At 66.4% G+C, this 25,887-nt stretch carries 24 protein-coding genes; 14 read left to right on the top strand and 10 right to left on the bottom strand.

Annotation, left to right across the window (positions count from 1 at the left end; all coding sequences use genetic code 11):
* Positions 1-87 precede the first annotated feature (87 nt).
* The gene (locus B3098_RS07795; RefSeq protein WP_175123037.1) at positions 88-498 is read right to left on the bottom strand and encodes a hemerythrin domain-containing protein; all 411 of its coding nucleotides are present in this window, start codon (positions 496-498) and stop codon (positions 88-90) included.
* Between the two features lie 60 nt (positions 499-558).
* Positions 559-1,230, bottom strand: coding sequence for an iron-sulfur cluster repair protein YtfE (gene ytfE, locus B3098_RS07800; protein WP_286894364.1), 672 nt, complete (start codon positions 1,228-1,230; stop codon positions 559-561).
* A gap of 152 nt (positions 1,231-1,382) precedes the next feature.
* Here ytfE and norR point away from each other — a divergent pair, with 152 nt between their 5' ends.
* Complete coding sequence (gene norR / locus B3098_RS07805; protein WP_218344823.1) at positions 1,383-2,912, top strand: nitric oxide reductase transcriptional regulator NorR; 1,530 nt, start codon at positions 1,383-1,385, stop codon at positions 2,910-2,912.
* 198 nt (positions 2,913-3,110) lie between these two features.
* On the opposite strand, the gene B3098_RS07810 is transcribed toward norR, so the two are convergent.
* Complete coding sequence (locus B3098_RS07810) at positions 3,111-3,368, bottom strand: hypothetical protein (protein ID WP_279971847.1); 258 nt, start codon at positions 3,366-3,368, stop codon at positions 3,111-3,113.
* Between the two features lie 413 nt (positions 3,369-3,781).
* Here B3098_RS07810 and B3098_RS07815 point away from each other — a divergent pair, with 413 nt between their 5' ends.
* A complete protein-coding gene (locus B3098_RS07815; protein ID WP_286894367.1) occupies positions 3,782-5,068 on the top strand; it encodes a hypothetical protein in 1,287 nt (428 codons plus the stop codon).
* A 59-nt stretch (positions 5,069-5,127) separates the two neighbouring features.
* Here B3098_RS07815 and B3098_RS07820 read toward each other — a convergent pair whose 3' ends face one another.
* Together B3098_RS07820 and B3098_RS07825 are read right to left on the bottom strand one after the other, a co-directional pair.
* Complete coding sequence (locus tag B3098_RS07820) at positions 5,128-5,481, bottom strand: hypothetical protein (protein ID WP_286894369.1); 354 nt, start codon at positions 5,479-5,481, stop codon at positions 5,128-5,130.
* Positions 5,482-5,556: 75 nt separating this feature from the next.
* Positions 5,557-6,459, bottom strand: a complete 903-nt coding sequence (locus tag B3098_RS07825; protein WP_175184202.1) for a LysR family transcriptional regulator — start codon at positions 6,457-6,459, stop codon at positions 5,557-5,559.
* Between the two features lie 101 nt (positions 6,460-6,560).
* Between B3098_RS07825 and B3098_RS07830 the strand changes: the two genes are divergently transcribed.
* Both B3098_RS07830 and B3098_RS07835 read left to right on the top strand, forming a co-directional pair.
* Positions 6,561-7,892, top strand: a complete 1,332-nt coding sequence (locus B3098_RS07830; RefSeq protein WP_286894372.1) for an arylsulfatase — start codon at positions 6,561-6,563, stop codon at positions 7,890-7,892.
* A 41-nt stretch (positions 7,893-7,933) separates the two neighbouring features.
* On the top strand, positions 7,934-8,902 hold the full coding sequence (locus B3098_RS07835) for a tripartite tricarboxylate transporter substrate binding protein (RefSeq protein ID WP_286894374.1): 969 nt from the start codon (positions 7,934-7,936) through the stop codon (positions 8,900-8,902).
* Between the two features lie 95 nt (positions 8,903-8,997).
* On the opposite strand, the gene B3098_RS07840 is transcribed toward B3098_RS07835, so the two are convergent.
* Both B3098_RS07840 and B3098_RS07845 read right to left on the bottom strand, forming a co-directional pair.
* Entirely contained in the window at positions 8,998-9,738 is a 741-nt protein-coding gene (locus B3098_RS07840; protein ID WP_175123047.1) for an SDR family oxidoreductase, read from the bottom strand.
* A 41-nt stretch (positions 9,739-9,779) separates the two neighbouring features.
* Entirely contained in the window at positions 9,780-11,120 is a 1,341-nt protein-coding gene (locus B3098_RS07845) for a CitMHS family transporter (RefSeq protein ID WP_175123048.1), read from the bottom strand.
* Between the two features lie 143 nt (positions 11,121-11,263).
* Between B3098_RS07845 and B3098_RS07850 the strand changes: the two genes are divergently transcribed.
* From B3098_RS07850 to B3098_RS07860, 3 genes are read left to right on the top strand one after another with little or no spacing between them, the layout of a single operon-like run.
* Positions 11,264-11,968 (top strand): response regulator transcription factor, encoded by a 705-nt coding sequence (locus B3098_RS07850; RefSeq protein WP_286894376.1) that lies wholly within the window; start codon positions 11,264-11,266, stop codon positions 11,966-11,968.
* Between the two features lie 14 nt (positions 11,969-11,982).
* Positions 11,983-13,422, top strand: coding sequence for a sensor histidine kinase (locus B3098_RS07855; protein WP_286894378.1), 1,440 nt, complete (start codon positions 11,983-11,985; stop codon positions 13,420-13,422).
* On the top strand, positions 13,415-14,485 hold the full coding sequence (locus tag B3098_RS07860; RefSeq protein WP_286894379.1) for an ABC transporter substrate-binding protein: 1,071 nt from the start codon (positions 13,415-13,417) through the stop codon (positions 14,483-14,485). Before B3098_RS07855 ends, B3098_RS07860 begins: the two co-directional genes overlap by 8 nt.
* 19 nt (positions 14,486-14,504) lie before the next feature.
* On the opposite strand, the gene B3098_RS07865 is transcribed toward B3098_RS07860, so the two are convergent.
* A complete protein-coding gene (locus tag B3098_RS07865; RefSeq protein ID WP_286894381.1) occupies positions 14,505-15,281 on the bottom strand; it encodes an SDR family NAD(P)-dependent oxidoreductase in 777 nt (258 codons plus the stop codon).
* A gap of 25 nt (positions 15,282-15,306) precedes the next feature.
* Positions 15,307-16,050, bottom strand: coding sequence for an SDR family oxidoreductase (locus B3098_RS07870; protein ID WP_286894383.1), 744 nt, complete (start codon positions 16,048-16,050; stop codon positions 15,307-15,309).
* Between the two features lie 165 nt (positions 16,051-16,215).
* Here B3098_RS07870 and B3098_RS07875 point away from each other — a divergent pair, with 165 nt between their 5' ends.
* The 6 genes from B3098_RS07875 to B3098_RS07900 all read left to right on the top strand — a co-directional run bounded on the left by B3098_RS07875 (position 16,216) and on the right by B3098_RS07900 (position 21,958).
* Positions 16,216-17,184, top strand: coding sequence for an AraC family transcriptional regulator (locus B3098_RS07875; protein WP_286894385.1), 969 nt, complete (start codon positions 16,216-16,218; stop codon positions 17,182-17,184).
* 62 nt (positions 17,185-17,246) lie between these two features.
* Positions 17,247-18,935, top strand: coding sequence for a DUF6138 family protein (locus B3098_RS07880; RefSeq protein WP_286894386.1), 1,689 nt, complete (start codon positions 17,247-17,249; stop codon positions 18,933-18,935).
* Between the two features lie 296 nt (positions 18,936-19,231).
* Positions 19,232-20,317: a LuxR family transcriptional regulator gene (locus B3098_RS07885; protein WP_279971863.1), complete on the top strand. Its 1,086-nt coding sequence runs from the start codon at positions 19,232-19,234 to the stop codon at positions 20,315-20,317.
* 284 nt (positions 20,318-20,601) lie between these two features.
* A complete protein-coding gene (locus B3098_RS07890; protein WP_175123057.1) occupies positions 20,602-20,934 on the top strand; it encodes a DUF4148 domain-containing protein in 333 nt (110 codons plus the stop codon).
* Between the two features lie 160 nt (positions 20,935-21,094).
* A complete protein-coding gene (locus B3098_RS07895; protein WP_286894387.1) occupies positions 21,095-21,646 on the top strand; it encodes an NADAR family protein in 552 nt (183 codons plus the stop codon).
* 45 nt (positions 21,647-21,691) lie between these two features.
* Entirely contained in the window at positions 21,692-21,958 is a 267-nt protein-coding gene (locus B3098_RS07900) for a hypothetical protein (RefSeq protein WP_286894388.1), read from the top strand.
* Here B3098_RS07900 and B3098_RS07905 read toward each other — a convergent pair.
* Positions 21,912-22,961, bottom strand: coding sequence for a hypothetical protein (locus B3098_RS07905; RefSeq protein ID WP_191576838.1), 1,050 nt, complete (start codon positions 22,959-22,961; stop codon positions 21,912-21,914). The genes B3098_RS07900 and B3098_RS07905 overlap by 47 nt on opposite strands.
* 329 nt (positions 22,962-23,290) lie before the next feature.
* Here B3098_RS07905 and B3098_RS07910 point away from each other — a divergent pair, with 329 nt between their 5' ends.
* Positions 23,291-25,753, top strand: coding sequence for a penicillin acylase family protein (locus tag B3098_RS07910; RefSeq protein ID WP_286894391.1), 2,463 nt, complete (start codon positions 23,291-23,293; stop codon positions 25,751-25,753).
* Positions 25,754-25,887: the final 134 nt, after the last annotated feature.

Below are 25,887 nucleotides of genomic sequence, written 5' to 3' on the forward strand. Positions count from 1 at the left end.
GTTCCGAGTGTACAGGCGGCGGTCGCTGGTTTCATGCAACGGAGATGGCGCTTTTCATTCCTTTTGTGTCCGGATCGGACCGGTTTGCTACATCGCCTCGATGCGCGGATAAAGATCGCGGTTTTCGCGCTGCATGCGCTCGTGGACGCGGCGCAGCACGGTGTTGGCGTCGTCCCGGAAACCGCGCTCGTCCAGTTCCAGGTTGCGCGCGTTGTTCCAGCGCTTGGCAAAGCCTTCATAGGCGGCGGCGATGGCGTCCATCTCTTCCTGGAATTCCCGCCCCTTGCGCGCGAGTTCTGCGTCGGCGCTGCGCGCCACGGCCGGGTACAGCGCCCGGTCCTCGACCGCCAGATGCAGCTTGATGGTGGCGCTCATGGCCACGATGCCCTGGGCGATTTCGGCCGCGTTGCGCGCCACGCCCGCCAGGGCCAGCCTGCGCAGCGTCGCGATGCCTTCCAGGATATCCACGTGCTGCTGCTTGAATTTGTCGATGTTCATACAAACCTTCCCTGCTGATGCCGCGGGGCCGGCGGGCCCCGCCCTTCCTTGCCGCGCCCGTCAGGCCGGCGCGCGCGCGCCTGCGTTTTCAAAGAGGATGTTGTTCTCCAGGTGGATGTGCGCCATCAGGTCTTCCTTGAACTGCCGGATGCCCAGGTACAGCGCGCGCCAGGTATTGCAGGCGGCGCGCGGCAGCGTCACGTTGTTGGTCAGCGCCATCAGGCGTTCGAGCGCGACGCCGTGGTCGTCGTGTTCCATGCGCATCACCATGATCGGCATGGTCGCCATGGCGCCGTGACCGCGGGCCAGCATGGGAAACAGCACCTGTTCCTCTTTCTGCATGTGGCTTTCGAGTTCCTGCTGCATGGTGCGCAGGTGGTCGGCCAGGCCGGTCGGGCAGTCCGGGCTGTCGGCATGCACCTGTTCCACCTTCAGCGCCAGGCGGATGAGTTCCGGAAACTGCTGGCGATGCACCTCGTGGTAGCGCGCCAGGATGTGGTCGACCAGTTCTGCCGGCGAAGCCAGCCCCCAGTCGGTTTCGTGTTGCGGATTCTGCGCCAGGGCCTCCAGACGGGCCTCGATCTGCGCAGGGTCCAGCGAACGCTGGGCCGCCGCCTCGGCCAGGCTCTTCTTGCCGCCACAGCAGAAGTCCAGATCGAACTCGTGAAACACCTGCGTGGCGCCGGGAATGCTGCGGGCCAACTGGCCCAGGGATTGCTCAACCATGCTCATCGCGTCTCTCCAAAGATCATTGCGGTGCTTCTCTACTCGCGAAATCCGTGCCAGGAAAAACTTGCGATTTATCAACCACCTGCGATTTAAAGGGTAGATATCACCCTTCAACAGGAGGGTTCTATTCACCTTGCAACGGTAGAATTCACCCCATGCAAAATCTCCTGCTTGCGGACCTGGTCGCCGACCTGCCGCCCGCCATCCGGCTTCAGCGACTGGTCTCCAGCCTTCGCACCCATTTCCGTTGCGGCGCGGTCGCACTCTTGCAGCTTGAAGAAGACCATCTGCGCCCCATCGCGGTGGATGGCCTGACCCAGGACGCACTGGGCCGCCGCTTCGCCGTGCAGCAGCATCCGCGGCTGGCGGCCATCCTGGGACGGCGCGGCGTCACCTGCTTTCACCACGACAGCACGCTGCCGGATCCCTATGACGGACTCATCAATGGCATGGCGGGCGAACCGCTGCCGGTGCACGACTGCATGGGCACCAGCCTGCACATCGAGGGCAAGACCTGGGGCGTGCTGACGCTGGACGCGCTGGAGGTCGGCACGTTCGACATGGAGGCGCAGGCCGACCTGCGCGATTACATCGTGCTGCTCGAAGCGGCGCTCCGCACCACGCGCCTTGAAGCCGAGATCCGTGCCCTGCGCGTGGCGCGCGGGCAGGCGCCGGCCGACAGCGCCGCCCCGGCCAGCAGCGACATCCTGGGCCAAAGCGAATCCATCGGCCGGCTGCTGCACGAGATCGAAGTCGTGGCCGATTCAGAGCTGCCCATCCTGCTGCTGGGCGAGACCGGTGTGGGCAAGGAGCTGTTCGCGCATCGCGTGCACGGGTTGTCGCGCCGCCGCGACCGGCCGCTGGTGCACGTAAACTGCGCCGCGCTGCCCGAATCGCTGGCCGAAAGCGAACTGTTCGGCCACGCGAAAGGCGCCTTTTCAGGCGCCGTCGCTGACCGCCCCGGCCGCTTCGAAGCCGCCAATGGCGGCACCCTGTTCCTGGACGAAGTCGGCGAACTGCCGCTGCTGGTGCAGGCCAAGCTGCTGCGCACCCTGCAGAACGGCGAGATCCAGCGGCTGGGCGACGACCGCCCGCGCACCGTGGACGTGCGCATCGTGGCGGCCACCAACCGCAGCCTGCGCGACCTGGTGCGCGCGGGCGACTTCCGCGCCGACCTCTATCACCGGCTGTCGGTCTATCCCATTCCCATCCCGCCCCTGCGCGACCGCGGCAACGACATCCTGCTGCTGGCCGGACGCTATCTGGAACTGAACCGCGCGCGGCTCGGTCTGCGCAGCCTGCGGCTGTCGCCCGAGGCCGAGGAAATGATGCGGCGCTACCGCTGGCCAGGCAACGTGCGCGAACTGGAACACGTCATCAGCCGCGCGGCCATCAAGGCCGTCAGCCACGGCGCCAGCCGCAACGAGATTGTCACGCTGGGGGCCAAGCTGCTGGATTTGTCCGATGGCGACATGCCGGCGTCGCTGGAGGATGATGCGGCCGAGACGCCCGATGCAAGCGCGCCCTTGCAATCGCTGCGGGACGCGGTGGACGCCTGCCAGCGTCAGGTCATCCGGCGGGCGCTGGATGCAAACCAAGGCAATTGGGCGGTGGCGGCGCGGGCGCTGGATGTGGACCCCAGCAACCTGCACAAGCTGGCAAGGCGGCTGGGCTTGAAGGCCTGAGGCGGCTCACCGTATTTTTTTGGCGGCCGGCGTGTTGGCCGGAGAGCGTCCTCAAGCGTCTGTGCGCACCGACTCACGCTGACACCACCGCGGCCCAACATGAAAACGGGCCGCCCCACGTAACGAGGGCGGCCCTGTCTGACTATTGCGCCGTTCATCGGCAGCGACGGGCGCTGCCCGGCTGCGCGCACCGCGCCGTCAATCTGCCCGGGAATGCGCATCCACCATCAAGCGGCCATGGGTGATCGCCGCATCGACCGCCATGCCGGGCGTGGCGACGAACCCGCCGGAGACGAAAAGCGGCACGGCATGCGGCTCGCTGAGCCGATCATGATTGCCCGCCAATTCCACGGCCACGGTTGCCGTAAAAGCCGGCCGGCGCGCGTTCCCGATTGCAACCCGGGAGACGCTCGCGGTGAGCCGATAGCCCTTGTAGACCATATTGTTCTGAAACATGGAACCTCCAATGTCTGACCGATAAGCCTTGCGGCCGCCGGTCACAATGCGCGGATCTGCGTCGCGTGAGGGCCCTTGGCGCCTTGCGCGGTCACATAGCTGACACGCTGATTTTCAACTCCGGTTTCCATTGATGCTTTCCTTTTAATGCGGGTAATCCCGCGACATGAGACCCGTCAAGGAAAGGATCGCGAACAATGAGGCGCCCCACGAAGGGTGCAAGACCGGACGAAAATCACGATGCTCGAAAAGACTCAAAGCCACTATGGTCGGCGCGCAGGGCGAAGTCAACGCGCTTTGTGCTTAATGAGTAACCAATTAAACCCCGAGCGGAATTCCGGCCTGCGTCACCGGGTCCGCGGCAAGCGATGCCATCGGATACCCTCCCCGCTCGATCAATTCTGGACCGGCCGATGAAAACCGCCACCGAGATTCTTGACGCCTATGAGCGCCTGGGCTGGAAGAACAACGACCCCATGGCGCAAATGCTGCAATTGCGGCGGGATGCGCCCGCCGCGTTGGCCGATCTGGTCCTGCAGGCGCTGGACAGGCCGATCAAGCACGCCACCTTCGTCGACGCCGCGCTGGACATGATGGACGACGCGGCCTACGTGGCTACGGTTGGCGAAGTCTGGCGGCGCGGCGCGGATTCCGAACTGGCGCGCGCGATCCTGGATTCCGCAGCGGTCCAGCATCCCGAAGCCTTTGCTCCGGAATGGGAGCGGCTGCTGACCGCCGTGCAAGACGACGACGGCAGCCCGGAGTACGCGGCCGATCACGCATGGCGCGCCCTTGACGACGCCACGCTGCACGATTGGCTGCACCGGCTGGACGACGAACTCGCCGAAGGCAGTCCAGGCCGCGCGCGCGCCATTGCGTTGCTGCGGTCGCGCCGGCCGCAGACGGTGTACGCCGCCTGGCGTCGACTGTTCCCAGACGACGGCCACCCCGATGCCGCATCGTGCTTGCAGCAAACGGGCTTCGCGGAACACGAAGGGAGCTTGCGCGCGTTGCACGGCGAACAGCCGCTGCACATCGGCTTCAGCGCTGCGCAAAGAAAATCCATGCTGGCGCAACAGCCGGCATGGCGGCGCGAGGTGCAGCGCGCGCATCCCACCTGGAAGCCCGAATCAACGGATTGTGTGCAAGCGCGCATGGGCGGCACGTCGGCAAGCCGCTGCGGCTTGTGCCACAGCCCTTTGCACCGGCTGCTGGCGATTCAGGATGCCGCCGCAGCAGGTATCGATAGTCACAGCGCCATCGAATTCTCGACCTGCCTGTCGTGCCAGGGTTGGGAAACCGACGGCGCCCTTTTCTTTCGCCACGCCGAGGACGGCGCGCCGCTTATGCACCCCGGCCAGCAGCGCGACGCCCCCTTGACGCCGGACTTCGTCGCAAGTCCGCTGCTGGAAGCCGACGTGACGCTGTTCAAGGCGCCGGCGCGCTGGCATTGGCAAGACTGGGGCGAGTCCAATGGCCGCCAGAACCTCAGCCGGGTCGGCGGCGCACCGAGCTGGGTGCAATCCGCCGACTACCCGGCGTGTCCCGACTGCGGCGAGGACATGCCCCTGGCCATGCAGTTGGACTCCGGCCTGCCGCAAGAGGACGGCGGTGAATGGCTGTGGGGCAGCGGCGGCGGCAACTACACCTTCTGGTGCGCCGCCTGCCGCGTCAGCGGGCACCTTTGGCAGTGCACCTGACGCCCGCTCGGCAACTGCATTCGGTAATAGGGCCGTCAGCCCCTGGGCATTTCGGGCCGTCAGCCCTTGGGCATTTCGCGCTTCAAGCAGGCATTGACCACATCGGTCACGCCTTTGCTCAGCCTTTCGCTGTCCGGCGTGGCGCTCTTGGTCGCCAGCAGCTGGTCCAGCTGCTTGAATTCCTCGTAGGGCACGGATTTCTGCAAGCCGTCGACCATGCAATTGCAATAACTGGCGGCCTTCGCGTCGACTTCCGGCGACGCCTGGACCCGGGATTTAAAACCGGCGACGCACGAACTGTAGGTCTCGCGCTGGACCTCGGGCGGATAGGCGTCTTTCTTGCCGCACGCGGCAAGCGCCGCCAGCGACAGCAGCCCCGCGCCCGCCGCAACCCGCAATGACGTTCCAGCCATGAACCCCGCTCCTGATGAATTGAAAGCGGACCATTGTGGCACAGCCGAAAACCGCCATTGCGCCAGTCGCCGTGCTCAGGCCATGCCCGCTGCGCAATCCAGAATGGCGCGCCGGAATTCATGCATCAGCGGCGACCAGGCGGTCCCCTGCCGGGAGATCAGCGCAATGGCGCGGGGCAGCGGCCGGCCAAGCGCCACCGGTAGCGCGACGACGTCCGCCTCAGTCTCCAACGCGCTTTGCGGCAGCAGCGCCAGCAGATCCGTCTGCGCCAGCAGCTCGAGCGTGCCCTTGGAAAAGTGCTCGACCTCCAGCGCCGCGGCGGGCAACGGCAGATTGCTTTCCGCGTACCGCGAATCCAGGGCCTTGCGGGCAATCGAGGAAGGCTTGGGCAGAATCCACCGCAGGTCCGCCAGATCGCGCAATGCCAGTTTGCGGCGCGTGGCCAGCGGATGGTGGCGGCTGGCCGCCACGCAAAGGCGGTCTTCCATGATCGGTTCATGGTGCAGGGTCGAAGGCACGTCCGCATAGATGGGCGTCACGGCCAGGTCCAGCTTGCCGCTGGCGACCTGCTCGTTCAGGTCATCCGATAACCCCTGCGTCAATTGCACCCGCAGCGCCGGCCGGCGCGGCAGCAGGTGCCGCATCGCGGGCATCGCCACGCTGTCGACGGTCGCGCCCGTTACCCCCACGCGCAGCAAACCCGCCTGGCCCACCCGCAATTCCGCGGCGTGGCGCATGGCGTCCCGGTACTCGGCCCACAGCCGTTTGGCATGCTCCAGGAACACCAGCCCGGCGGACGTCAGGCGCAGCCCACGGCCGCTGCGGTCCAGCAACGCCAGCCCCGTATCGGCCTCCAGGCGCTGCAGCGATTTCGACAGCGCCGGCTGGCTGACGCCGAACGACGCGGCGGCGCGTTCCAGGTTGCCGTACTCGACGGCGGCGAGGAAATATTCGATATCCCGCAGCGACAGATTCATAACCAAAGTTCATTCATTTACGTACTTTCGGGAATATAACGGCGACCTTGCCCTCCTAGAATCCTGGGATCAACCCGAGCATTCACCGAGGCGAGAGCACAATGGAACACAAGCCGAACATCGTCTTGATCGTGGCCGACAATCTGGGATGGGGAGAACTTGGCTGTTATGGCGGCGGCGCTCTGCGCGGCGCACCCACCCCGAACATCGACCGCCTGGCCACCGAGGGCCTGCTGCTGCAGAACTTCAACGTGGAAAGCGACTGCGTGCCCACGCGCTCGGCGCTGATGAGCGGGCGTCACCCCATCCGGACGGGCTGCCTGCAATCCGTCCCGCCCGGCCTGCCCCAAGGGCTTGCGCGCGACGAGATCACGCTGGCGCAACAACTGTCGGGCCAGGGCTACGCCACCGCGCATTTCGGCAAATGGCATCTGGGCGACATCCCCGGCCGCTATCCCAGCGACAGGGGTTTTGACGAGTGGTACGGCATCCCGCGCACCACCGACGAAAGCCAGTTCACGTCGTCGATCGGCTTCGATCCCACGGTGGCGGACATTCCGCACATCATGCAAGGCGAAGCCGGCGGGCCGTCGGAGAACGTCAAGGTCTACGATCTGGACACGCGGCGCGGCATCGACGCCGAACTGGTGGACCGATCCATCGGATTCATGCGCAAGCATGCCGAGGCGGCGCGCCCGTTCTTCCTGTATCTGCCGCTGGTGCATCTGCACTTTCCCACCCTGCCGCACCCCGACTTTGCCGGGCGCACGGGCGCGGGCGACTTCGCGGACTCCATGGTCGAAATGGACCATCGCGTCGGCCAGATCGTGCAGGCCGTAGACGAGCTGAACCTGCGCGAGGACACCGTGTTCATCTTCTGCAGCGACAACGGCCCCGAATACCGCAAGCCTTATCGCGGCACCGCAGGGCCCTGGAGCGGCACCTACCATACCGCCATGGAAGGCAGCCTGCGCGTGCCCTTCATCATCCGCTGGCCGGGCCGCGTGCAGCCGGGTCAGGTGTCCAACGAGATGGTCCACGTGACCGATCTGTACACGACGCTGTCCCGCATTGGCGGCGCAGATATTCCGCAGGACCGGCCCATCGACGGCATCGACCAGACCGACTTCTTTACCGGAGCCAGCCCGAAATCCCTGCGCGAGGGGTTCCTGTTCTACATCAAGGGCGACCTGCGCGCCGTGAAATGGCGCGACTGGAAGCTGCACTTCTACTGGGAGCCCGAGGTCAACGAGGGCAAGGGCAAACTGGAATCCCCGTACCTGTTCAATCTGCTACAGGACCCCAAGGAGGAGAGCGACATTCTCATCTTCAATACGTGGGTGCTCGGCCCCATCCTGAAAATGGTGCAGGCGTTCAACCAGTCGTGCGCCGAACATCCGAACACGCCGCCCGGCAAGCGGGATCCCGGCTGAGCGAAAGACGAATCACCGATAGCAGAAATCAAGGGGAAAACATGAAATTCGCTATCCAATGCTGCGCGATGCTTCTAAGCATCGCCATGCCCGCCGCGGCCGCCACGGCGGCCGACAGCAATTCTCAATGGCCGGCCAAACAGATCACGTGGGTGGTGGGCTTCGTGCCCGGCGGCACGGCGGACGTGCTGACCCGCATCGCGGCGCAGGAGCTGGCGCGCCAGACCGGCCTGAACGTCATCGTGGAGAACCGTCCCGGAGCCTCGGGTGCGATCGCGCTTCAACTGGTCGCGCGCAGCAAGGCCGCCGACGGCCATCTGCTCACCGTGCCGGGACCGCTCATCTACCCGACGCCGCAACCCGACATCGGCCGCGAGCTGGCCCCCGTGATGCTGATGGCGCAAGGCCCCATGGTCATCGTGGGCCCGGCCCGCAACGCCAAGAACAGCCTGCAGGACGTGTTGGCCGATGCCCGCCGCCAACCCGAAGCCTGGAGCTATGGCAGCTCGGGCAACGGCACCTCGCAGAATCTGGCGGGCGAGTTGCTGAACCAATACGTCGGCACCCGCATCGTGCATGTGCCCTACAAGGGCGGCGGCCAGGCGGTGGCCGACGTTGCCGGCGGACAGATTCCGCTGGCCATCCTGGGATCCGCGCCGGTCATGCCGCAGATCAAGTCCGGCGCACTGAAGGCTTACGCCGTGACCACGCCCTATCGCCTGGACAGCCTGCCCGACGTACCCACAGTGGAGGAATCAGGGTTCAAGGGCTACGCCGCGACACAATGGTTTTCGGTGGCGGCCAGCAATGCCATCACGAGCGACCAGCTTGAACCCATCAACGCCGCGCTGCGCGCCGCCGTCGCCACGCCCGCATTCAAGGCGGCGGTCGACAACGCAGGCATGCTGGCCGGCGGCGGGTCGCGGGAAGACCTGCTGAAATTCATCCAGGCGGACAACGCCAAATGGAAGGCCCTGATCGACAGCGGCGCGGTGAAGCTGGCGAACTGAGGTGGTGACGAACTGAAGTGCGGACGAACTGCGCGGCAATGATGTAAACAATGCCGGGCGCGAGCGGCCGCTGGCGGCCTCCCGCTGTCCCGGAATCAGCTCATGTAAACGCCGCCATTGATGGCGTAATTGGCGCCGGTGACAAACGCAGCTTCGTCCGAGGCCAGCCAAACGCACAACCCGGCCAGGTCCTGCGCGGTGCCCAGCCTGCCCACCGGCACGCTTTCCACGATGCGGTCCAGCAGCGCGGGCGGGAAGGCGCGGACCGTGTCGTCGGCGATGAAGCCCGGCGACACCAGGTTCACCGTCACGCCGCGCGCCGCGACTTCCTGCGCGAGCGAGCGCGTGAAGCCGATAACCGCACCCTTGGCGGTCGCAAAGTTGATCTGGCCGATCTGGCCTTTCTCGGCTGCCACCGATCCGATGTTGATGATGCGCCCCCAGCCGCGGTCCGCCATGCTGTCGACGACCTGCTTGGTGCTGTTGAAGAGCGTATCCAGATTGCTGCGCAGGACGGCCGACCAGTCCGCGTGGCTCATCTGCCGAAAACGCATGTCCAGCATCGAACCGGCGTTGTTGACCAGCACGTCGATCTGGCCGACCTCGCGCCGGACCTTGGCAAAGGCCGCCTCGGTCGACGCCCAGTCGGTGGCGTCGCCTTCCGAGGCGATGAAGTCGTAACCCAGCGACTTCTGTTCCTTCAACCAGTGGTCCTTGCGGGACGAGCGCGGACCGCAGCCGGCGACCACGCGATGGCCGGCGCGGTGCAGCGCCTGGCAGATCGCGGTGCCGGTGTGTCCCATGCCGCTGGTGACGTAAGCGATGCGCAAAGCCATGGTGCTTCCTTTCAAAGTCATGCGGCTGGCGCCGCGGGGAATCAGGCGGCCGCGCCCACCAGGGGGAACAGGCCGAACGCCAGGGCGGCCGCAAGCATCACCATGCAGACCATCGTGGCCCACTTCAGCGCATAACGCTGGTGGTCGCCGAACTCCACGCCGGCCAGGCCGACGAGCAAGTAGGTGGACGGCACGAGCGGGCTGAGCAGATGGACCGGCTGGCCGATCAGCGAGGCGCGCGCCATCTCGACGGGCGTGATGCCGTAGCCTTGCGCGGCTTCGCTCAGGATGGGCAGCACGCCGAAGTAGAAGGCGTCGTTCGACATGAAGAATGTGAACGGCAGGCTGACCAGCGCGGTGATGCCCGCCAGATACGGTCCCAGCGCGTCGGGAATGACGGCGAGCAGGCTGCGCGACATGGCTTCGACCATGCCGGTGCCGGACAGGATGCCTGTGAAGATGCCCGCCGCGAAGATCAGCGACACCACCGACAGCACGTTGCCGGCATGCTGCGCCACGCGGCGGCGCTGCTCGGCCAGGTTCGGATAGTTGATGATCAGCGCAATCGCGAAGGCGATCATGAACAGCACGGGCAGCGGCAGCACGCCCAGCACCAGGCTCACCATCAGCGCCAGCGTCAGGCCGGCGTTCACCCACAACAGCTTGGGACGGCGCAGGTCGTGGTCGACCTCGATCTCGGGCAGGTTCTTCGGACCGTCCTCGTCGTAGCCGGCATGCAGCGACGCGCCCTCCGGCAGCGCCAGCACGCCCAGCCGGCGGCGCTCGCGCAGGCCCAGGAAGAACGCCAGGATCAGGATCGCCACGATGGACACGCCCATCACCGGCACCAGCGGCACGAAGATGTCGCCCGCGTCCACGTGCAGGGCGCTGGCGGCGCGCGCGGTCGGTCCGCCCCATGGCGTCAGGTTCATGACGCCGCTGGCCAGCATCGCCAGGCAGGTCATGGACAGCGCGTTCATCTTCAGGCGGCGGTACAGCGGCAGCATCGACGCCACCACGATCATGTAGGTGGTGGAGCCGTCGCCGTCCAGCGAGATCACCAGCGCCAGCACGGTCGTGCCCACCACGATCTTCAGCGGATCGCCCTTCACCGCGCGCAGAATGCGGCCGACGATGGGGTCGAACAGGCCCGCATCGATCATCACGCCGAAATACAGGATGGCGAACATCAGCATCACGCCGGTCGGCGCGATCTTGCGGATGCCGTCCAGCATCATCTTGTCGATGCCCGCGCCAAAACCGCCCAGCAGCGCAAAGATAATGGGAACAAGGATGAGGGCGACAAGCGGCGACAGGCGCTTGGTCATGATCAGCGTCATGAACGTGATCACCATGCCGAAGCCAAGCAGGGTCAGAAGCATGAGGGTTATCTCCAGCTAGTCGTTGTTATGTGTGCCTGCCTCCGGCTGGGGAAGCGGGTACGCAAGACTAGGAAGAAAAGCTGTCTGGAACCTGTCGTTTTTGTTGGGCGCGCCCCGTCAACTTGCCATGCGACAATCGCCTGATGCGCATCCTGGTAATCGAAGACGATGAGGATTTGTCCGACGCACTTGTGCGCCGGCTGCGCCGTCTCGGCCATGCCGTCGACAGCCAAAACGATGGCCTGAACGCCGACGGCGTGCTGCAGTACGAGACCTTCGATCTCGTCATCCTGGACATCGGCCTGCCGCGCATGTCGGGCTTTGACATCCTGCACCGGCTGCGCGATCGCGGCAGCAAGACGCCCGTCCTGGCGCTGACCGCGCGCATCGACATCGAAGACCGCGTGCACGCCCTGGATACCGGCGCGGACGACTACCTGGCCAAGCCCTTCGATTTCCGTGAACTGGAAGCCCGCTGCCGCGCGCTGCTGCGCCGTCCCAGCCCGCAAGCCACCGGCACCCTGCGCTTTGGCGACCTGGTCATCGACAGCGCGGCGCGGCAGGTCACGCTGGCCGGCCGGCGCATCGACCTGCCCAAGCGTGAATTCAGCCTGCTTGAAATCTTGCTGGCCGGCATGAACCGCGCCGTCAGCAAGTCGGAGATCGCAAACAAGCTGTTCGCGTTTGACGACGACGCCGCGCCCAACGCCATCGAGGTCTACATCGCCCGGCTGCGCCGCAAGCTGGAAGGCTCGCCGTTGCGCATCGAGACGCAGCGCGGCACCGGCTACCTGCTGACGGCGGCGGAAGGTACGGACGGCGAGCCCTCGGCCCCGCCGCTACCGTAGCGGTCCGCCACGCCATGAACCGGCCGCGTTCCGAGCAGCCCCGCCGCATTTCCGTGCGCCGCCGCCTGCTGACCGTGCTCGGCGCGCTGTTCGCGGTGGGGCTGGGGGCGATCTACCTGCTGGTGCGCGGCTATGCGCATCACACCGCCGACACCACGTACGACCAGTTGCTGCGCGCCTCGGTGCTGTCCATGGCCGACAGCCTGCAGCTCGTGCAGGGAGAGTGGCAAATGGACATGCCCTACGCGGCGCTTGCGCTGCTGGAACAGGCGCCGCGCGACCGCGTGTTCTACCGGGTGGCCTCGGCGCGCGGGGCGCTTATCTCGGGGTACGGTGACCTGCCCGCGCCGCCCGCGCGCGGCAATGCCGACCCCAGCACGCCGCAGCTCTATGCAACCGAATACCAGGGCGAACCGGTGCGCGTCGCCTGGATGGAACGCAAGGTAGCCGGCCCGCAAGAGACCGAGACCGCGATCATCCAGGTCGCCCAGACGCGCGAGGCGCGCAATGCGCTAGCCGACCGCATCCTGTGGCAAGGCACACTGGCGTTGATTGGCTTTACCGCCGCTGCGCTGGCGCTGGCGTATTGGGGTTTGCAGCGGTCGCTGTCGCCCATCCAGCGGGTCGAGCGCGAACTGGCCGGCCGCACCGCATCGGACCTGCATCCCATTGCTGCGCCGGTGCCCGAGGAACTGGACATGCTGGTTCACTCGCTGGACGGATTCATGGGCCGGCTGTCGGAAAACCTGGACACCCTGCGCCTGTTCATCGCCGAGGCCGCACACCAGCTGCGCACCCCGCTTGCCGCGCTGCATGCGCAGATGGAGCTTGCACTGGATGAGGACGATCCGGCCGAACAGCGGCGCAGCCTGCTGGCCGTGCTGCGCAACGCCGAAAAGCTGTCGCGCCTGGTCAACCAGCTGCTCAGCGACGCCAGCGTCATCCATCGCAGCAACGTCCGGCAGTTCCAGCCCGTCGACGTGGCCGAGCTGCTGAGCCAGGCCGTGTACGACACCGTCCCGCAGGCGGACCCGCAGCCTGATGTCCGGCTGCATCTGCCGTCCGCCAACGGCGGCAATCCGCCGCGCGTCATGGGCGACAACCTGATGCTGCGCGAGGCCTTCAAGAACCTCATCGACAACGCCTTGCGGCACGGCGCCAATGACGATGGCCACATCGACGTGCGGCTGGATCCGCACGACGGTGGCTGGCGCGTCACGGTGTCCGATCAGGGGCCGGGGATTCCGCCGGCCCTGGCCAACACGGCCTTCGAACGGTTTGCGCGAGGCCCCAATCCCCGCTCGCCAGGCGCCGGCCTGGGTCTGTCCATCATCAAGCGCGTCGTCGACATCCACGGCGGCACGCTCAGCCTGAGCAACCGCGTGGGCGGCGGGCTGGACGCCGTCATCACGTTGCCCGCAACCGCTTTGCCCGCGAAAGCCGATCATGCATGACGCCCGCTCCATCCTGCGCGGCCTGGCCGCGACCGCCGCGCTGACGCTGTCCGCGATCAGCCACGCCGCCGAAGTGAGCGGCAGCGGCCTCACGCTGGGACCGGCCGACAGCAGCAACGTGCTGGTCGTGCACGCGTCCAACAGCGTGCAGGTGTTTCGCGGCGTGCTGGAAGACTTCAGCAGGTTGAACCCATCTGTCCGGCTGGAATACACCGAGCTGTCGACGCAGGATCTCTACAGCGACACCGTGGCCCGCGCTGCCACGGCGCCCGGCGTCCCGTCAGGGCCGGACATCGTCATCAGCAGCGCCATGGACCTGCAGACCAAGCTGGTCAACGACGGCTACGCGCGCGTGCACATATCGCCGCAGACGCGCGCCCTGCCCGGCTGGGCCAACTGGCGCGATGAGGTCTTCAGCATCGGCACCGACCCCATCGTGATGGTCTACAACACGCGCAAGCTCGATGCCGCGCGCGTGCCGCACACCCGCCGCGAACTGTTGTCGCTGCTGCAGGCGCCCGACCAGCCGCTCGCCGGCCGCATCTCCACCTACGACGTGCAGGGCAGCGGCATCGGCTATCTGGCGGCCACGCAGGACACGCGGCTGGACAGCATGGCGGGCGCGCTGCTTGGCGCCTTCGGCCGCAACGGCGTGTCCATCCACGAGTCCACCGAACACGCGCTGGACAAGCTGGAAAGCGGCGACGTTACGTTGGCCTACAACCTGCTGGAGTCCTATACCCGGCACCGCATCGACAACGGCGCGCCGCTCGCCATCATCTACCCGCAGGACTACACGCTGATGCTGTCGCGCTCGGCCATCATTCCGAAGCAGGCGCCGCGCGGCGACCTGGGCGCGCTGTTCCTGGACTATCTGCTGTCGGCGCGCGGGCAGGATGCGCTGGCACGCGAGTCCGGCATGCGGCCGGTCAGCGCATCGGTCGTGCCCGCGGCCGGCGTGCGGCCCGTGGCATTGGGCGTCGGCCTGCTGGTGTACCTGGACCCGCTGAAAAAGCGTCACTTCCTGGACCTGTGGCGCGTGGCGATCTTTCCGCCGCGCTGACCCCGCACACGCTTTGCGCCTAGCGCAGCGCCACGCTCATGCCGCCGTCGGCCATCACCACCGCGCCCACGATATAGCTGGCTTTGTCCGATGCCAGGAACGCAATCACCTCCGCGATCTCGCGCGGCTCGGCCGCCCGCCGGATCGGCGCGTTCTTGCCGTGCTCGGCCAGGAAGCCCGGACCGTCCGCATGGATGTGGTTGGTGATGTTGGTGACCACGTCGCCCGACCCCACGGCGTTCACCCGGATGCCGTGCTCGATGGCCTCCAGCGACAACGCGCGCGTCAGCTGCGCCAGCGCGCCTTTGGAAGCCGCGTAGGCCGCGATGGTCGGAAAGGCCTGGTAGCAGGCGTACGAGCCGACGTTGACGATCGCGCCACGGCCCGCCGGCACCATCACGCGCATCGCTTCACGGGAAAACAGGAAAGCGCCCGTGGCGTTCACCGCAAGAATGCCTTCCCAGTCGTCCAGCGTCATGTCGATCACCGGCTTGTTGATGATGACGCCCGCGTTGTTCACCAGGATGTCCAGCCTGCCGAAGCGGTCCATCGCTATCTTGACCGCCCGTTCGGCGCTGTCTTCCCGCGAGATATCGGCCACCAGGGGCTCGACGCCGGGCCGCGCCAGCGCGCGCACGGCCTCATCCCGGTCCACCGCCACGACGCGGGCGCCCTGCGCGTGCAGGAGTTCCAGGGTGGCCAGGCCGATGCCGCTGGCGGCGCCGGTCACAACGGCGGTCTGGCCGGAAAAGGGTTGGTCTGAAAAGGGTTGGTCAGAAATAGTCGTTGCCGTCATGGTTCGATTCCTTATGGTTGCAGGTTCAATGCGGGCTGGCCGTCGGGCGCACCACCACTTCGCTGACGTCCACGTCGTCGGGCTGTTCGATGGCGTAGGCAATGGCGCGGGCGATGGCGTCCGGGTGCAGAGCAACGCGGCGGAACGACTGCATCGCCACGCGCGCTGTGTCGTCGGTAATCGTGTCGGCCAGCTCCGATTCAACGACGCCGGGGCAAACCACGGTTACGCGAATCTTGTCGGTCTCCTGGCGCAAGCCGTCCGAGATCGCGCGCACCGCAAACTTGGTCGCGCAGTACACCGCCGCCGTCGGCGACACGGCGAGTCCGCCGATGGAAGACACGTTGATCACCTGTCCGTGTCCCTGGCGCTCCATGCCTGGCAACACGGCGGCGATGCCGTGCAGCACGCCGCGGATGTTCACGTCGATCATCCGGTCCCACTCGTCCACCTTCAGCGAACTCAGCGGCGACAGCGGCATCACGCCCGCGTTGTTGACGATCACGTCCACCTGCCCGTAAGCCGCCTCGGCGCCGCGCACGAAGTCCCGCATGTCCTCGGCCGACGTGACGTCCAGCGCGCGAAACGCTGCCGTACCGCCGTTTGCCCGAATCTCTTGCACCAGTGTTTCCAGCCGGTCCGTGCGGCGCGCCCCGACGTACACGCGGTGGCCCTGCGCGGCCAGCAGCCGCGCCGTGGCCTCGCCGATGCCGCTGCTGGCGCCGGTGATCAGCACCACTTTGGATTGCCGGTTCTGTGTTGCAGTCATGGTCATTTCTCCAAGTCGTTGACGTGACTGAAATGCTAAGGATTGCGGCCCCGCGCGCGAATACCTGCGTCTATCGCACCCTTGCCCATTCCTATTGCGCACCCTGTTCCGCCCCGATGGGCGCCGGTAGAATGTCCCCCACCGGAACCGAACCACGGATGCCCCATGACGCTGCCGTCCAATCCGCTGTCGCGCGAAATGATTGCCCTCATCGACCGCCTGGCGCCCAACGAGGGCTACAGCCTGTCCGCGCTGGACGGCGTACGCTTCATGCGCTCGGACCGGCCGCTGGGCCGAACGCCGGTGCTTTACGAGCCCGGCATCGTCATCGTGTGCCAGGGTCGCAAGCTCGGCTTTCTGGGCGACGAAACCTACGTCTACGACGCCCAGCACTTTCTGGTGCTGTCCGTGCCCCTGCCCTTTTCCACGGAGACGCAGGCCAGCAAGGAAGAGCCCATGCTCGCGGTGTCGATACGGATGGATCTGGCGACGGTGGCCGATCTGGTGGTGGCGATCGATAACCGCTCGGGCGCAGGTCCCGAAGCCGCTGCGGGCGCCCACAACGGCGACGCGCCGCTCGGCATCGCCTCGACCCCCCTGTCCCATGAACTGGCCGACGCCACCGTGCGCCTCTTGCGCGCGCTGTGCCATCCGCTCGATGCCGAGATCCTCGGCCCGGCGCTGGTGCGCGAAATCTGCTTTCGCGTCCTGAGCGGCGAACAGGGCGGCGCCTTGCGCGCCGCCCTGGCGCATCCGGGCCGCTTCGGCCGCGTTGCCCGCGCGCTGCGCCGCATCCATACCGACTATTCCCAGCCGCTCGACGTGACGCACCTGGCGCAGGAGGCCGGCATGAGCGTCCCCGCGTTTCACGTCAATTTCAAGGCGGTGACGCAGACCTCGCCCATTCAGTACATCAAGTCCACGCGGCTGCATCAGGCGCGCCTCATGATGATCCGCGACGGCCTGACCGCCGCGTCGGCCTCGGCCCGCGTCGGCTACGAAAGCGCATCGCAATTCAGCCGCGAGTTCAAGCGATTCTTTGGCCGCACGCCTGTGGAGGAAGTGCGCGATATGAAGGCGTCGTTCGCGCTGTCGCCCGCGGCCGCCATCGGCGATTTCGCGTCCCGGCACTGACGCGGGCGCGGCGCCTCATCGTGTAGCATTCGGCGCACCTGTTGCCACCCTCAAGAATCACGATGTCCCACGAGTCCCGCGCCATTGGCCTGCATCACAAGACCGCCCAGCAGATCCAGGATGAAACGCTGGCCGCCATTCATGGATGGTTCGACAAGCTGGAAGCGCGCGACGACATCGACGCGATCGTGGCCCGCACACCGCTGCAGGCCGGCATCCACAGCGAGATCCTGCTGGAGTACGAGCCCTCGCGCATCATGTTCGACGTCATGCCCAGCTGGGAGCCCGACGACGAAGACGGCCTGCGCGCCGAAGGCCGTAACGGCCCGCTCAGTCCCGATGCCGTCCACGAATCGCTGGCGCCCGTGCTGCGCGAGGCCGTGCTTGAACGCATCGCCCGGCTTGCCGGCAAACCGCACCTGGACCACCACTTCCGCTTTCGCGCGCAGTTCCCCACCACCGAGGGCCGGCTGCGCCTGACGCTGGTGGACCACACCGACGAGGCCAAGCAGCAAGGCCTGCGCGAACGCGTCGCGCAATACGTAGACCAGGAAGTGCTGAACGGCGCCCAACCCACCGGCCGCCTGCACATCAGCCTGCTGTGCCGCCATCTGCTGGACGAACGCCTGTTTCCCAAGTTCGATTACCCCTGGCTGATTGCCGTCTTCACGCGCGTGCTGGCGCTGAACGCGGGCCAGGAGTCGCTGGCCGAGCAGCGGGGCTCCATCATCCACGCGCTGCGCCGCTGGTCCGAGGAACAGTATCTGCCGCGTTATTTCGACGTGTCGCAGAACGCCTTCCGCACGAACACCTACACGCTCAAGCCCGGCGCAACGCTGGATGCCAACGACCGCGGCATCGACCTGCTGCTGTACGCGGCAACGCTGATCCTGCGCTTTGAACCCGGCTATGCGCGGCCGCTTGGCCTGACCTTTCTGGAACTGGCGCGCGACGTCGGCAGCGCGCGCGCCGAAACCATGCTGGCCAGCGGCAGCGGCGCCATTCCCGCCGATCGCGCACGCCTGGCGACCGACACCGTCACCTGCGCCGCCAACGACGTACTAGCCACCGTGTCCATTGCGATCCGGCAGGAGTCGCCGGCGGCCTACTGCCAGGCGTTGGACTTTCTCGCCAGCCTGTTGCGCGCGGGCTTTCCGGCCGGCTACCGCATCGAACTGAAAAGCCGTGCACGCCACTACCTGCCCATCAAGGGCCTGGCCAAGTCCGACACGCATCGCTTTTTTGCCAACGCCGCGCAGCATCCCGAGGCGCACGATGCGCTGGCGCGCTATGCGCACGCCGCCATCCAGCCCTACGAATGGTATTCGGATGCGGAGGCCGAAAAGGCCTGCCTGTCCGGCACGTATGCGGCGTTTGCGCTGGGTCTGGCCGACGCCAGCCACTTTGCGCTGCTGCGCCATTACATGGATCTGGTGGACGACGAACATCAGTCAGTGCAGGACCGCTACACCACCGTGTTCCTCGAACAGCATGGGCTGACGCCGCAGACCCTTGCCACCGTCGTGACATGCCTGTGCGTCTGCACCGACGGCTTCAAGCCGCCCGCGGGGTTCACGATTGAAGATGCGCCATTGCTTGCGCTGCTGGCTGACGCACTGGCCGCACTGCCCGAGCACCTGAGGGCGCATGTGCGCGAACGGCTGTTCGGATCCGACAAGAAGCTGGCGGCACTGGCGCGCAAAGCGGACGAACCGAAAAAGGCGCTGCTGCTGCAACTGCTGGCGCAATAAGCGCGGCGGTGTCACGCGGCGATATGCAGGGGTTTCGCGCCAGTTGAATTTTCCTGGTATCGCCGCATCAACACGCCATTTTCCTTGCGGGAAAGCGCAGCAAAATCATCATCGCCCGCAAATTTGCGACGATAATCTGCGCTGGGCCCGCCGCTATCCCTGTACGCTCCCTGCGACGCGCTCTCCGCTTTGATCCGCAGCAGCGGTGCGCCGCCATGTCTTGCCGGCCGGCGCCACCTACCACCATCTGTGACACGTAGCAGCGATTACGTTTGAACCAGAGTTGGAGGCTCGCCATGCCCGATCATCGAATCGCATTGCGCCGCGCCGTCGAGGCCGTCGACCACCTGACCGACCCCGAACCGCCGTGGCGCGACATCCTGGGCACCGCCCGCGATCTTGTCGGGGCCGACAGCGGCGCGCTTATCGTGTTCGACGCCAGGAACAAGCTGCTGACCCTGACCGCCATCGGTTTTGCCGACGCGTGCGTCTCGGATTACCAGGAGCACTACTGCAACTGCGACATCGTTGAGCAGGAGGGGCGCAATGCCCCCGCCGGCACCTGGCTGGACACCACTCGAATGTACGAACCCGCGCAGTTGCAGCGCACCGAGTTCTATGCGGACTTCATGGCCCGGCATCGCATGGCGCAAGTGCTGTCGCTCATCATCGAATCGAACACCGTGCTGCACGCCGCGATCGGCTTTCAGCGTTCGTCCATCGACGCGAAGGCCAGCGACCGGCTGCAATCCGGCGACTACGCCCGCTATTTCCGCGCGCTGCGCCACCACTTGTCGCAACGCGAGCGCAACCGCGCAATCGGATGGAAGTCGCTGGAAAGCGCGTTTTCCGATGTCAACGAAGCCGTGCTGCTGATCAGCGTGGATTGCATCGTCGACAAACTGTCGCCGCTTGCCGTGGGTTTTCTCGACGACGTCAACGGCTGGACGCTACATGGCCGCCGGCTGCGCCACGCGGACGCCAAGGTGCAGCGGCTGTTGGATGCGCACTGTGCCGCCGTGGCGCGTGACGGCCAGATGCGTTCGATGGCCACGGCCTCGGGTTGGGGCGAGCTGTTCTGGGTCGACATCAGCGCCGCGCCGCCTGCGCTCAGCCTCATCGGCGGCCGGATGCTGCTGATGCGGATGCGCAAGAAGAGCGCATTCGCCATGCCGGACGTCACCAAGCTCCAATCGGTGTTCTCCATCACGCATGCCGAAGCCGCGGTGCTGGCCGGACTGGCCGCCGGTCACAGCGTCGAGGAAGTGGCCACGCTGCGCCACGCCTCGGTCCTGACGGTGCGCAAGCAGGTGGCGTCTCTGCTGACCAAGATGGAGTGCAGCCGCCAATCCGAACTGGTCCGCCTGGCGTCGTTGTTGTAGGCCTGTGCGCCGCTTGGTGTACTCAGATTTGAGTATGCGGCCTGAACCCATGCGGCCCTACGATGAGCACGAAGGCATGAGACCCGGGCCTCCAAGCGCCTGTCGGGTCACCACCCCGTCTGCGCTCGCGATCCGCAGGCCCGCAAACCGGCGCCTGAGCCCGCCGGACCATGACTTCGCCCATCCGGTCCCGCAGCTGCTCTCGGCCGCGTAGCGCTATCGCGCGCGCCCCGAACGGCACCGGTCCCAACGCTGCGCCCCCACGCATCCCCAAGGAGCCATTCATGAACCCTGTCCTGCCATTCCGCGCCCTCATCCCCGCTGCGCTGGCGGCATTTGCCCTGCTGTCCAGCCCCGCGGGTGCGCAATCCGCCTCAACGGCGCCGGCCACCGCGGCGCCTTCCTCTGACTTCACGCCCACCCGGGCCGACGTCGAACGCGACCTGGCCGCATGGCGCGAAGCCGGGCTGGAAGAACAATGGGCTGGCGAGGAAAGCCCGAACGTCAACTCGCCCACGTACATCGAGGACTACAAGAAATACGAATCCACCGTCCGGACCGGCGGCATGGGCCAATCGGCAGCGCAGCCCACAAGCGGGTCGGAGCGCAGGTGGTGATGTCTGCAGCACGATGACCTCGCGCGGCAACGGGGCTGCCTGCCCCGCCGCGCGACGCCATTTGGCAAATAATCGGCGGATCGGCTTGCATCTGGTAACGAGCGGGATACCATCCCCTTTATCCTCCAGCCTCTTCCTTATCCGGACCCCGCCTTCCGGCATGACCGACACCCGCTACATCGAAGACCTGCGCCGCCGCTACAACGCGGGCGCCAAACTCAAGTTCGTCAATTTCTGGGGCCACCAGCCCGCCAAGCACGGCATCACGGCCTCGTGCTTCAGCCAGTGGTACGGCGCGCCCTTCGAGATCGAAGGCCAGCGCTACCCCACCGCGGAACACTACATGATGGCCGAGAAGGCCCGGCTCTTTGGCGACGAGGCGACACGCGCGCTCGTGTTCGCGGCGCCCAATCCCGGCGCGGCCAAGGCGCTGGGCCGGCAGGTCATGGGCTTTAACGACGAGACCTGGCTGGCAAACCGCTATGCCATCGTCGTGCGCGCCAACGAGGCGAAATTCGGCCAGAACCCCGAATTGCGCGAGTTCCTGCTCCAGACCGGCAACCGCGTCCTGGTCGAAGCCAGCCCTGTTGACCGCATCTGGGGCGTGGGCATGGCGCAGGACGCCGAACACATCGCCAATCCCAACCTGTGGCGCGGCCTGAACCTGCTGGGCTTCGCGCTCATGCAGGTGCGGGACACGCTGCGGGCTTGATCCTCCGCCGCCCGCTCGGCCCGCGCCGGCTCCGGCGGCGCGGCCATGACCGACACCATGACTGCCATCACCCACGCCCAGGCGCTGAAGAAACTCGCCGCCGACATCCTGATCCAGACGCTGGACGAAGACCTTGCGCGCCTGCTGGCGGACACCATGGCGCGCGCCCGCAAGGACGCCGCCATTGCGGCCAACCCATCGGACAGCGTACTGACGCGCCTGCTGCGCCGCTGGAACTGCGTGCTGCAGGCGGGCGAGCGCCGGCTCACGCCAGGTACGACGCCACTTCCTCCGGCGTCAGATAGCGCTTGAATGTCATCGACGGCTGCTGCGCCTCGTGGATCACGCCGTTGAATCCCGACCAGTTGCGTTTGGTGCCCTCGTCCGTTTCCAACGCAATCAGCACACGCTTGCCGTGGCGGGACGGATGGTCGCGCAGCGCGGCCTCGCCCCATGCCCACTTCAGCATGTTCTTCAGTTCGCCTCCGGCATAGGCGCCGGCCTGCAACCACTGGAAGTCGGCCGTGTCGCCATCCATGTCCGGCGTGCGCGGCGCGAGGTCCCGCCGCACGCCCAGCGCCTGCGCGTGTTCGCGGATCAGGATCTGCAGCAGCGTGAGGGCGTGGAAGGTGTTGTTGATGGCATGCGCCTCGGCAATGAAGCCCGTCCCGGACGCTGGGAGCACGACCACCAGTTCGTCTTCGTAGCTCACGCGCGACGCCAGCCACAGGAAATGCAGCTGGTCGAAAGGCAGGCTGTCGTTGAGCGAGGTCATGGCATACAGCAAGGCCATCAGCGCGTCGTCGGCGATGAACGCCTGGTGATTGGCGCGGTGACGCAAGAGCATGGTCATCATGGGCAGCACCAGCACGTCCACGGCGGCCTGCAGGGCTTCGACCTCCCAGAACGCGTCCTGCGGCACCGCTGCCAACCTGGCCTGCGCGTCCGTCCAAGCCTGGCGGTCGGTCTCCTCGACCTCGTCGTCGTCTTCTTCGACTTCCTGCGCGCAGAACGGGCGCAGGCGTTGCAGCCAGTCGCGCAGCAGCGCGTGCAGCGTGGGAAACAGAATGGCCGGATCGGCGCCGCCCTCCACCAGCGAACCGCCCATCAGCGCCAGCGCTGCGGCATGGGAGGGATGCAGTTGCGGCAGAAGATCGGCGCAATCCCGCAGGGCCGCAGCAGTGTTCGCCGGGTTGCGGGCATGGGTCAGAAAGGCGCCAACCTCGGGCCGGCTGAAGAATTGCTCCATCGACGCCAGGTCATCGGCGGCAAGAATGGGACGGGACAGGCTGCGTGCGAGGTCGGAGATCGGCATGAAGGTACGGCTATGGGTGAGGACGGCGAACAGCAAGCGCGCCCGCGGTATTCAGGGCGCCCGAGTTTACCGGCCGCAGCGCGATGTCGTGACCAAAAATTTCATGCCTGATCGCGGCTTTAAACGACGTGATGTCGGCCAGGTGCGCTTTCCCATAGCGGTCAGACTTCAACGAAGCGTTACAAGTCCTGCCAGATCTAATCAAATAAAACAGTTCTCCCCACGCTTCTGCTTTAGTTCTAGTCGCTGCATGGTGTTGCGTTCGGCGCGGCTTCCAGCGTTTGACGTACTGCCGGCAGAGAAAAGATCAATAACCGGAGGAGAAGTCTATGCGTACGTTCAAGCGCAGGGCCGCCGCATTCCTGGCAAGCGGCCTGATCGCAGTGCTGGCGGGTTGCGCCTCGCCAGGCGGCAAGAAGGACACGATTGCCATGCCCGGGCTCTCGCAGCCCGTGGAAATCGTCAGGGACAAGCACGGCGTGTCTCACATCTACGCCAAGAACCAGGCGGACCTGTTCTTTGCCCAGGGCTTTTCGGCCGCGCGCGACCGCCTGTGGCAACTGGATCTGTGGCGCCGCCAGGGCGAAGGCAAGATGGCCGAACAGTTCGGCCCGCGCTTCATCGAACAGGACCGCGCCGCGCGTCTCTTCCTGTACCGGGGCGACATGCAGGCGGAATTCGCCAGCTACCACCCCGAAGGCCAGGCCATCCTCACCGCGTTCGCCAACGGCATCAACGCCTACGTGAACTGGGTCAAGGCCAATCCCGACCAGCTTCCGCCGGAGTTCAAGCTGACCGGCACCGAGCCGGGCTACTGGAGTCCGGAGACGTCCCTGATCCGCATCTACGGCCTGACGCGCAACGTCAGCGAGGAAGTGCGGATGTCCGAGCAGATCGCCGCATTGGGCCTGAACAACGTGCAGGGGCTGAGCACCTTCGAGCCGCCGTTGGCGCTGCAGGTGCCTGCCGGCCTGGACGTGCGCCAGATCAACAAGTCCGTCCTGGCCACCTACCGGCTGGCGCGTGACGGCCAGAAGTTCGAGGCGGGCGACTTCCCGCGCAGCCCGCTTGCCGCGGAGGAACGCGCCAAGCTGGCGAGCGCGTTGTCCGAGGGGCGGCTTGCGTCGCTGGACCCGGCCTTCGATCCGCTGGCGCCGCGCTACGAAAGCAACAACTGGACGCTGAGCGGCGAGCGCACCGCCACCGGCAAGCCCATCCTGGCAGGCGACCCGCACCGGTCCATCACCATGCCGTCGCTGCGCTACATGGTCCACCTGAATGCGCCGGGCTGGAACGTGATCGGCGCGGGCGAACCGGCATTGCCCGGGGTGTCGATGGGCCACAACGACCGCATCGCGTTCGGCCTGACGATCTTCGCGTTCGGCGACGAGGAAGACCTGTACGTCTACGACACCAACCCCGCGAACCCCGGCGAATACCGCTACCAGGGCCGCTGGGAAAAGATGCGCCAGATCGACGAGAGCATTCCGGTGCGCGGCGCGTCGCCTGCCATGCGCAGCCTGAAGTTCACGCGTCATGGTCCCGTCATCCACGAAGACCCGGTGCGCCGCAAGGCCTACGCCCTGCGCGCCGCCTACCTGGAATTCCCGGGTACGGCCGCCTATCTGGCCAGCCTGCGCTTGAATCAGGCGCAGAACTGGAACGAGTTCGTGGCCGGCATGGAAAAGCACTACACGCCCAGCGAGAACATGGTCTACGCGGACGTGGACGGCAACATCGGCTGGTTCGGCGGCAGCATCGCGCCCATCCGTCCGCGCAACGACTGGTCCGGCATGCTGCCCGTGCCGGGCAATGGCGACTTCGAATGGCGCGGCGTGCTGCCCGGCAACGCCCTGCCCCGCGTCTTCAATCCGCCCGAAGGCTATGTCGCCACGGCCAACGAGTACAACCTGCCCGCCAACTATCCGTACAAGGACATGTCGGCGCGCACCTGGGCCGAGCCCTTCCGCATCCAGCGAATCCGCGAGGTGGTGGCTGACGGCAAGGGGCTGACCGTGCAGCAGTCGCAGGACTTGCAGTTCGACAATCTGTCGATTCCTGCCCGCACGCTGGGCGGCTACGCCAAGTCGTTGAACTCGGCGGACGCGAAGGTCGGCGAAGCGCTGAGCCTGCTGAAGGACTGGGACTACCGCATGGCCACGGACTCCCGGGCTGCCACCGTCTATGCGTTCTGGCTGCCCGAGGTCGTCAAGCGCGTAACCGACCTGTATGTGCCGGCAAACGGGCGCGCGGCATTCGGCGAGCTTTCCACCCGCAAGACACTGGAAAAGCTGGCCACGCCCGATGCCGCCTTTGGACCTCGCCCGGATCAGGGCCGCGACGCCCTGCTGTTGCAGGCGCTGGCCGATGGTCTGACGCAGCTCACCGCCAAGATGGGGCCGGATTCGAAGCAGTGGCAGTGGGGCAAGCTGCACCACATCCAGTTCGATCACAGCCTGGCCAGCCTGCTGCCGCCCGACACCGCCAAGGCGTGGGGCACGCCGCGCTATCCGGTCGGCGGCGACAACGACACGGTGCATCGCGCGACGTTCCGCAAGAGCGACTACCGCGTGACCAGCGGTGCGTCGTACCGCCAGGTGATCGACGTGTCCGACTGGGACAACTCGCGCGTGCAGAACGTGCCGGGCCAATCGGCGGATCCGCGCAGCCCGCATTACCAGGACCTGATCAAGGGCTGGGCGACGGGCGAGTACTTCCCGATGGCCTTCAGCCGGGCCAAGGTGGATAGCCAGCGGTCGGATACGCTGACGCTGCAGCCGGCGGGCAAGTGACCTGAGTTCCGGGGATGGACAAGCCGGGCTGCGACTTCCTGCGAGGGAGCGCGGCCCGGCTTTTTTATCGGGCTGCTTGCTTGGGTCGATGATGCGCTGGACTCAACCCGGACCTTGCACCCTTGATGTTTGTC

It is taken from the genome of Achromobacter sp. UBA2119 (assembly GCF_002331005.1).
Lineage (GTDB): Bacteria > Pseudomonadota > Gammaproteobacteria > Burkholderiales > Burkholderiaceae_B > Achromobacter > Achromobacter animicus.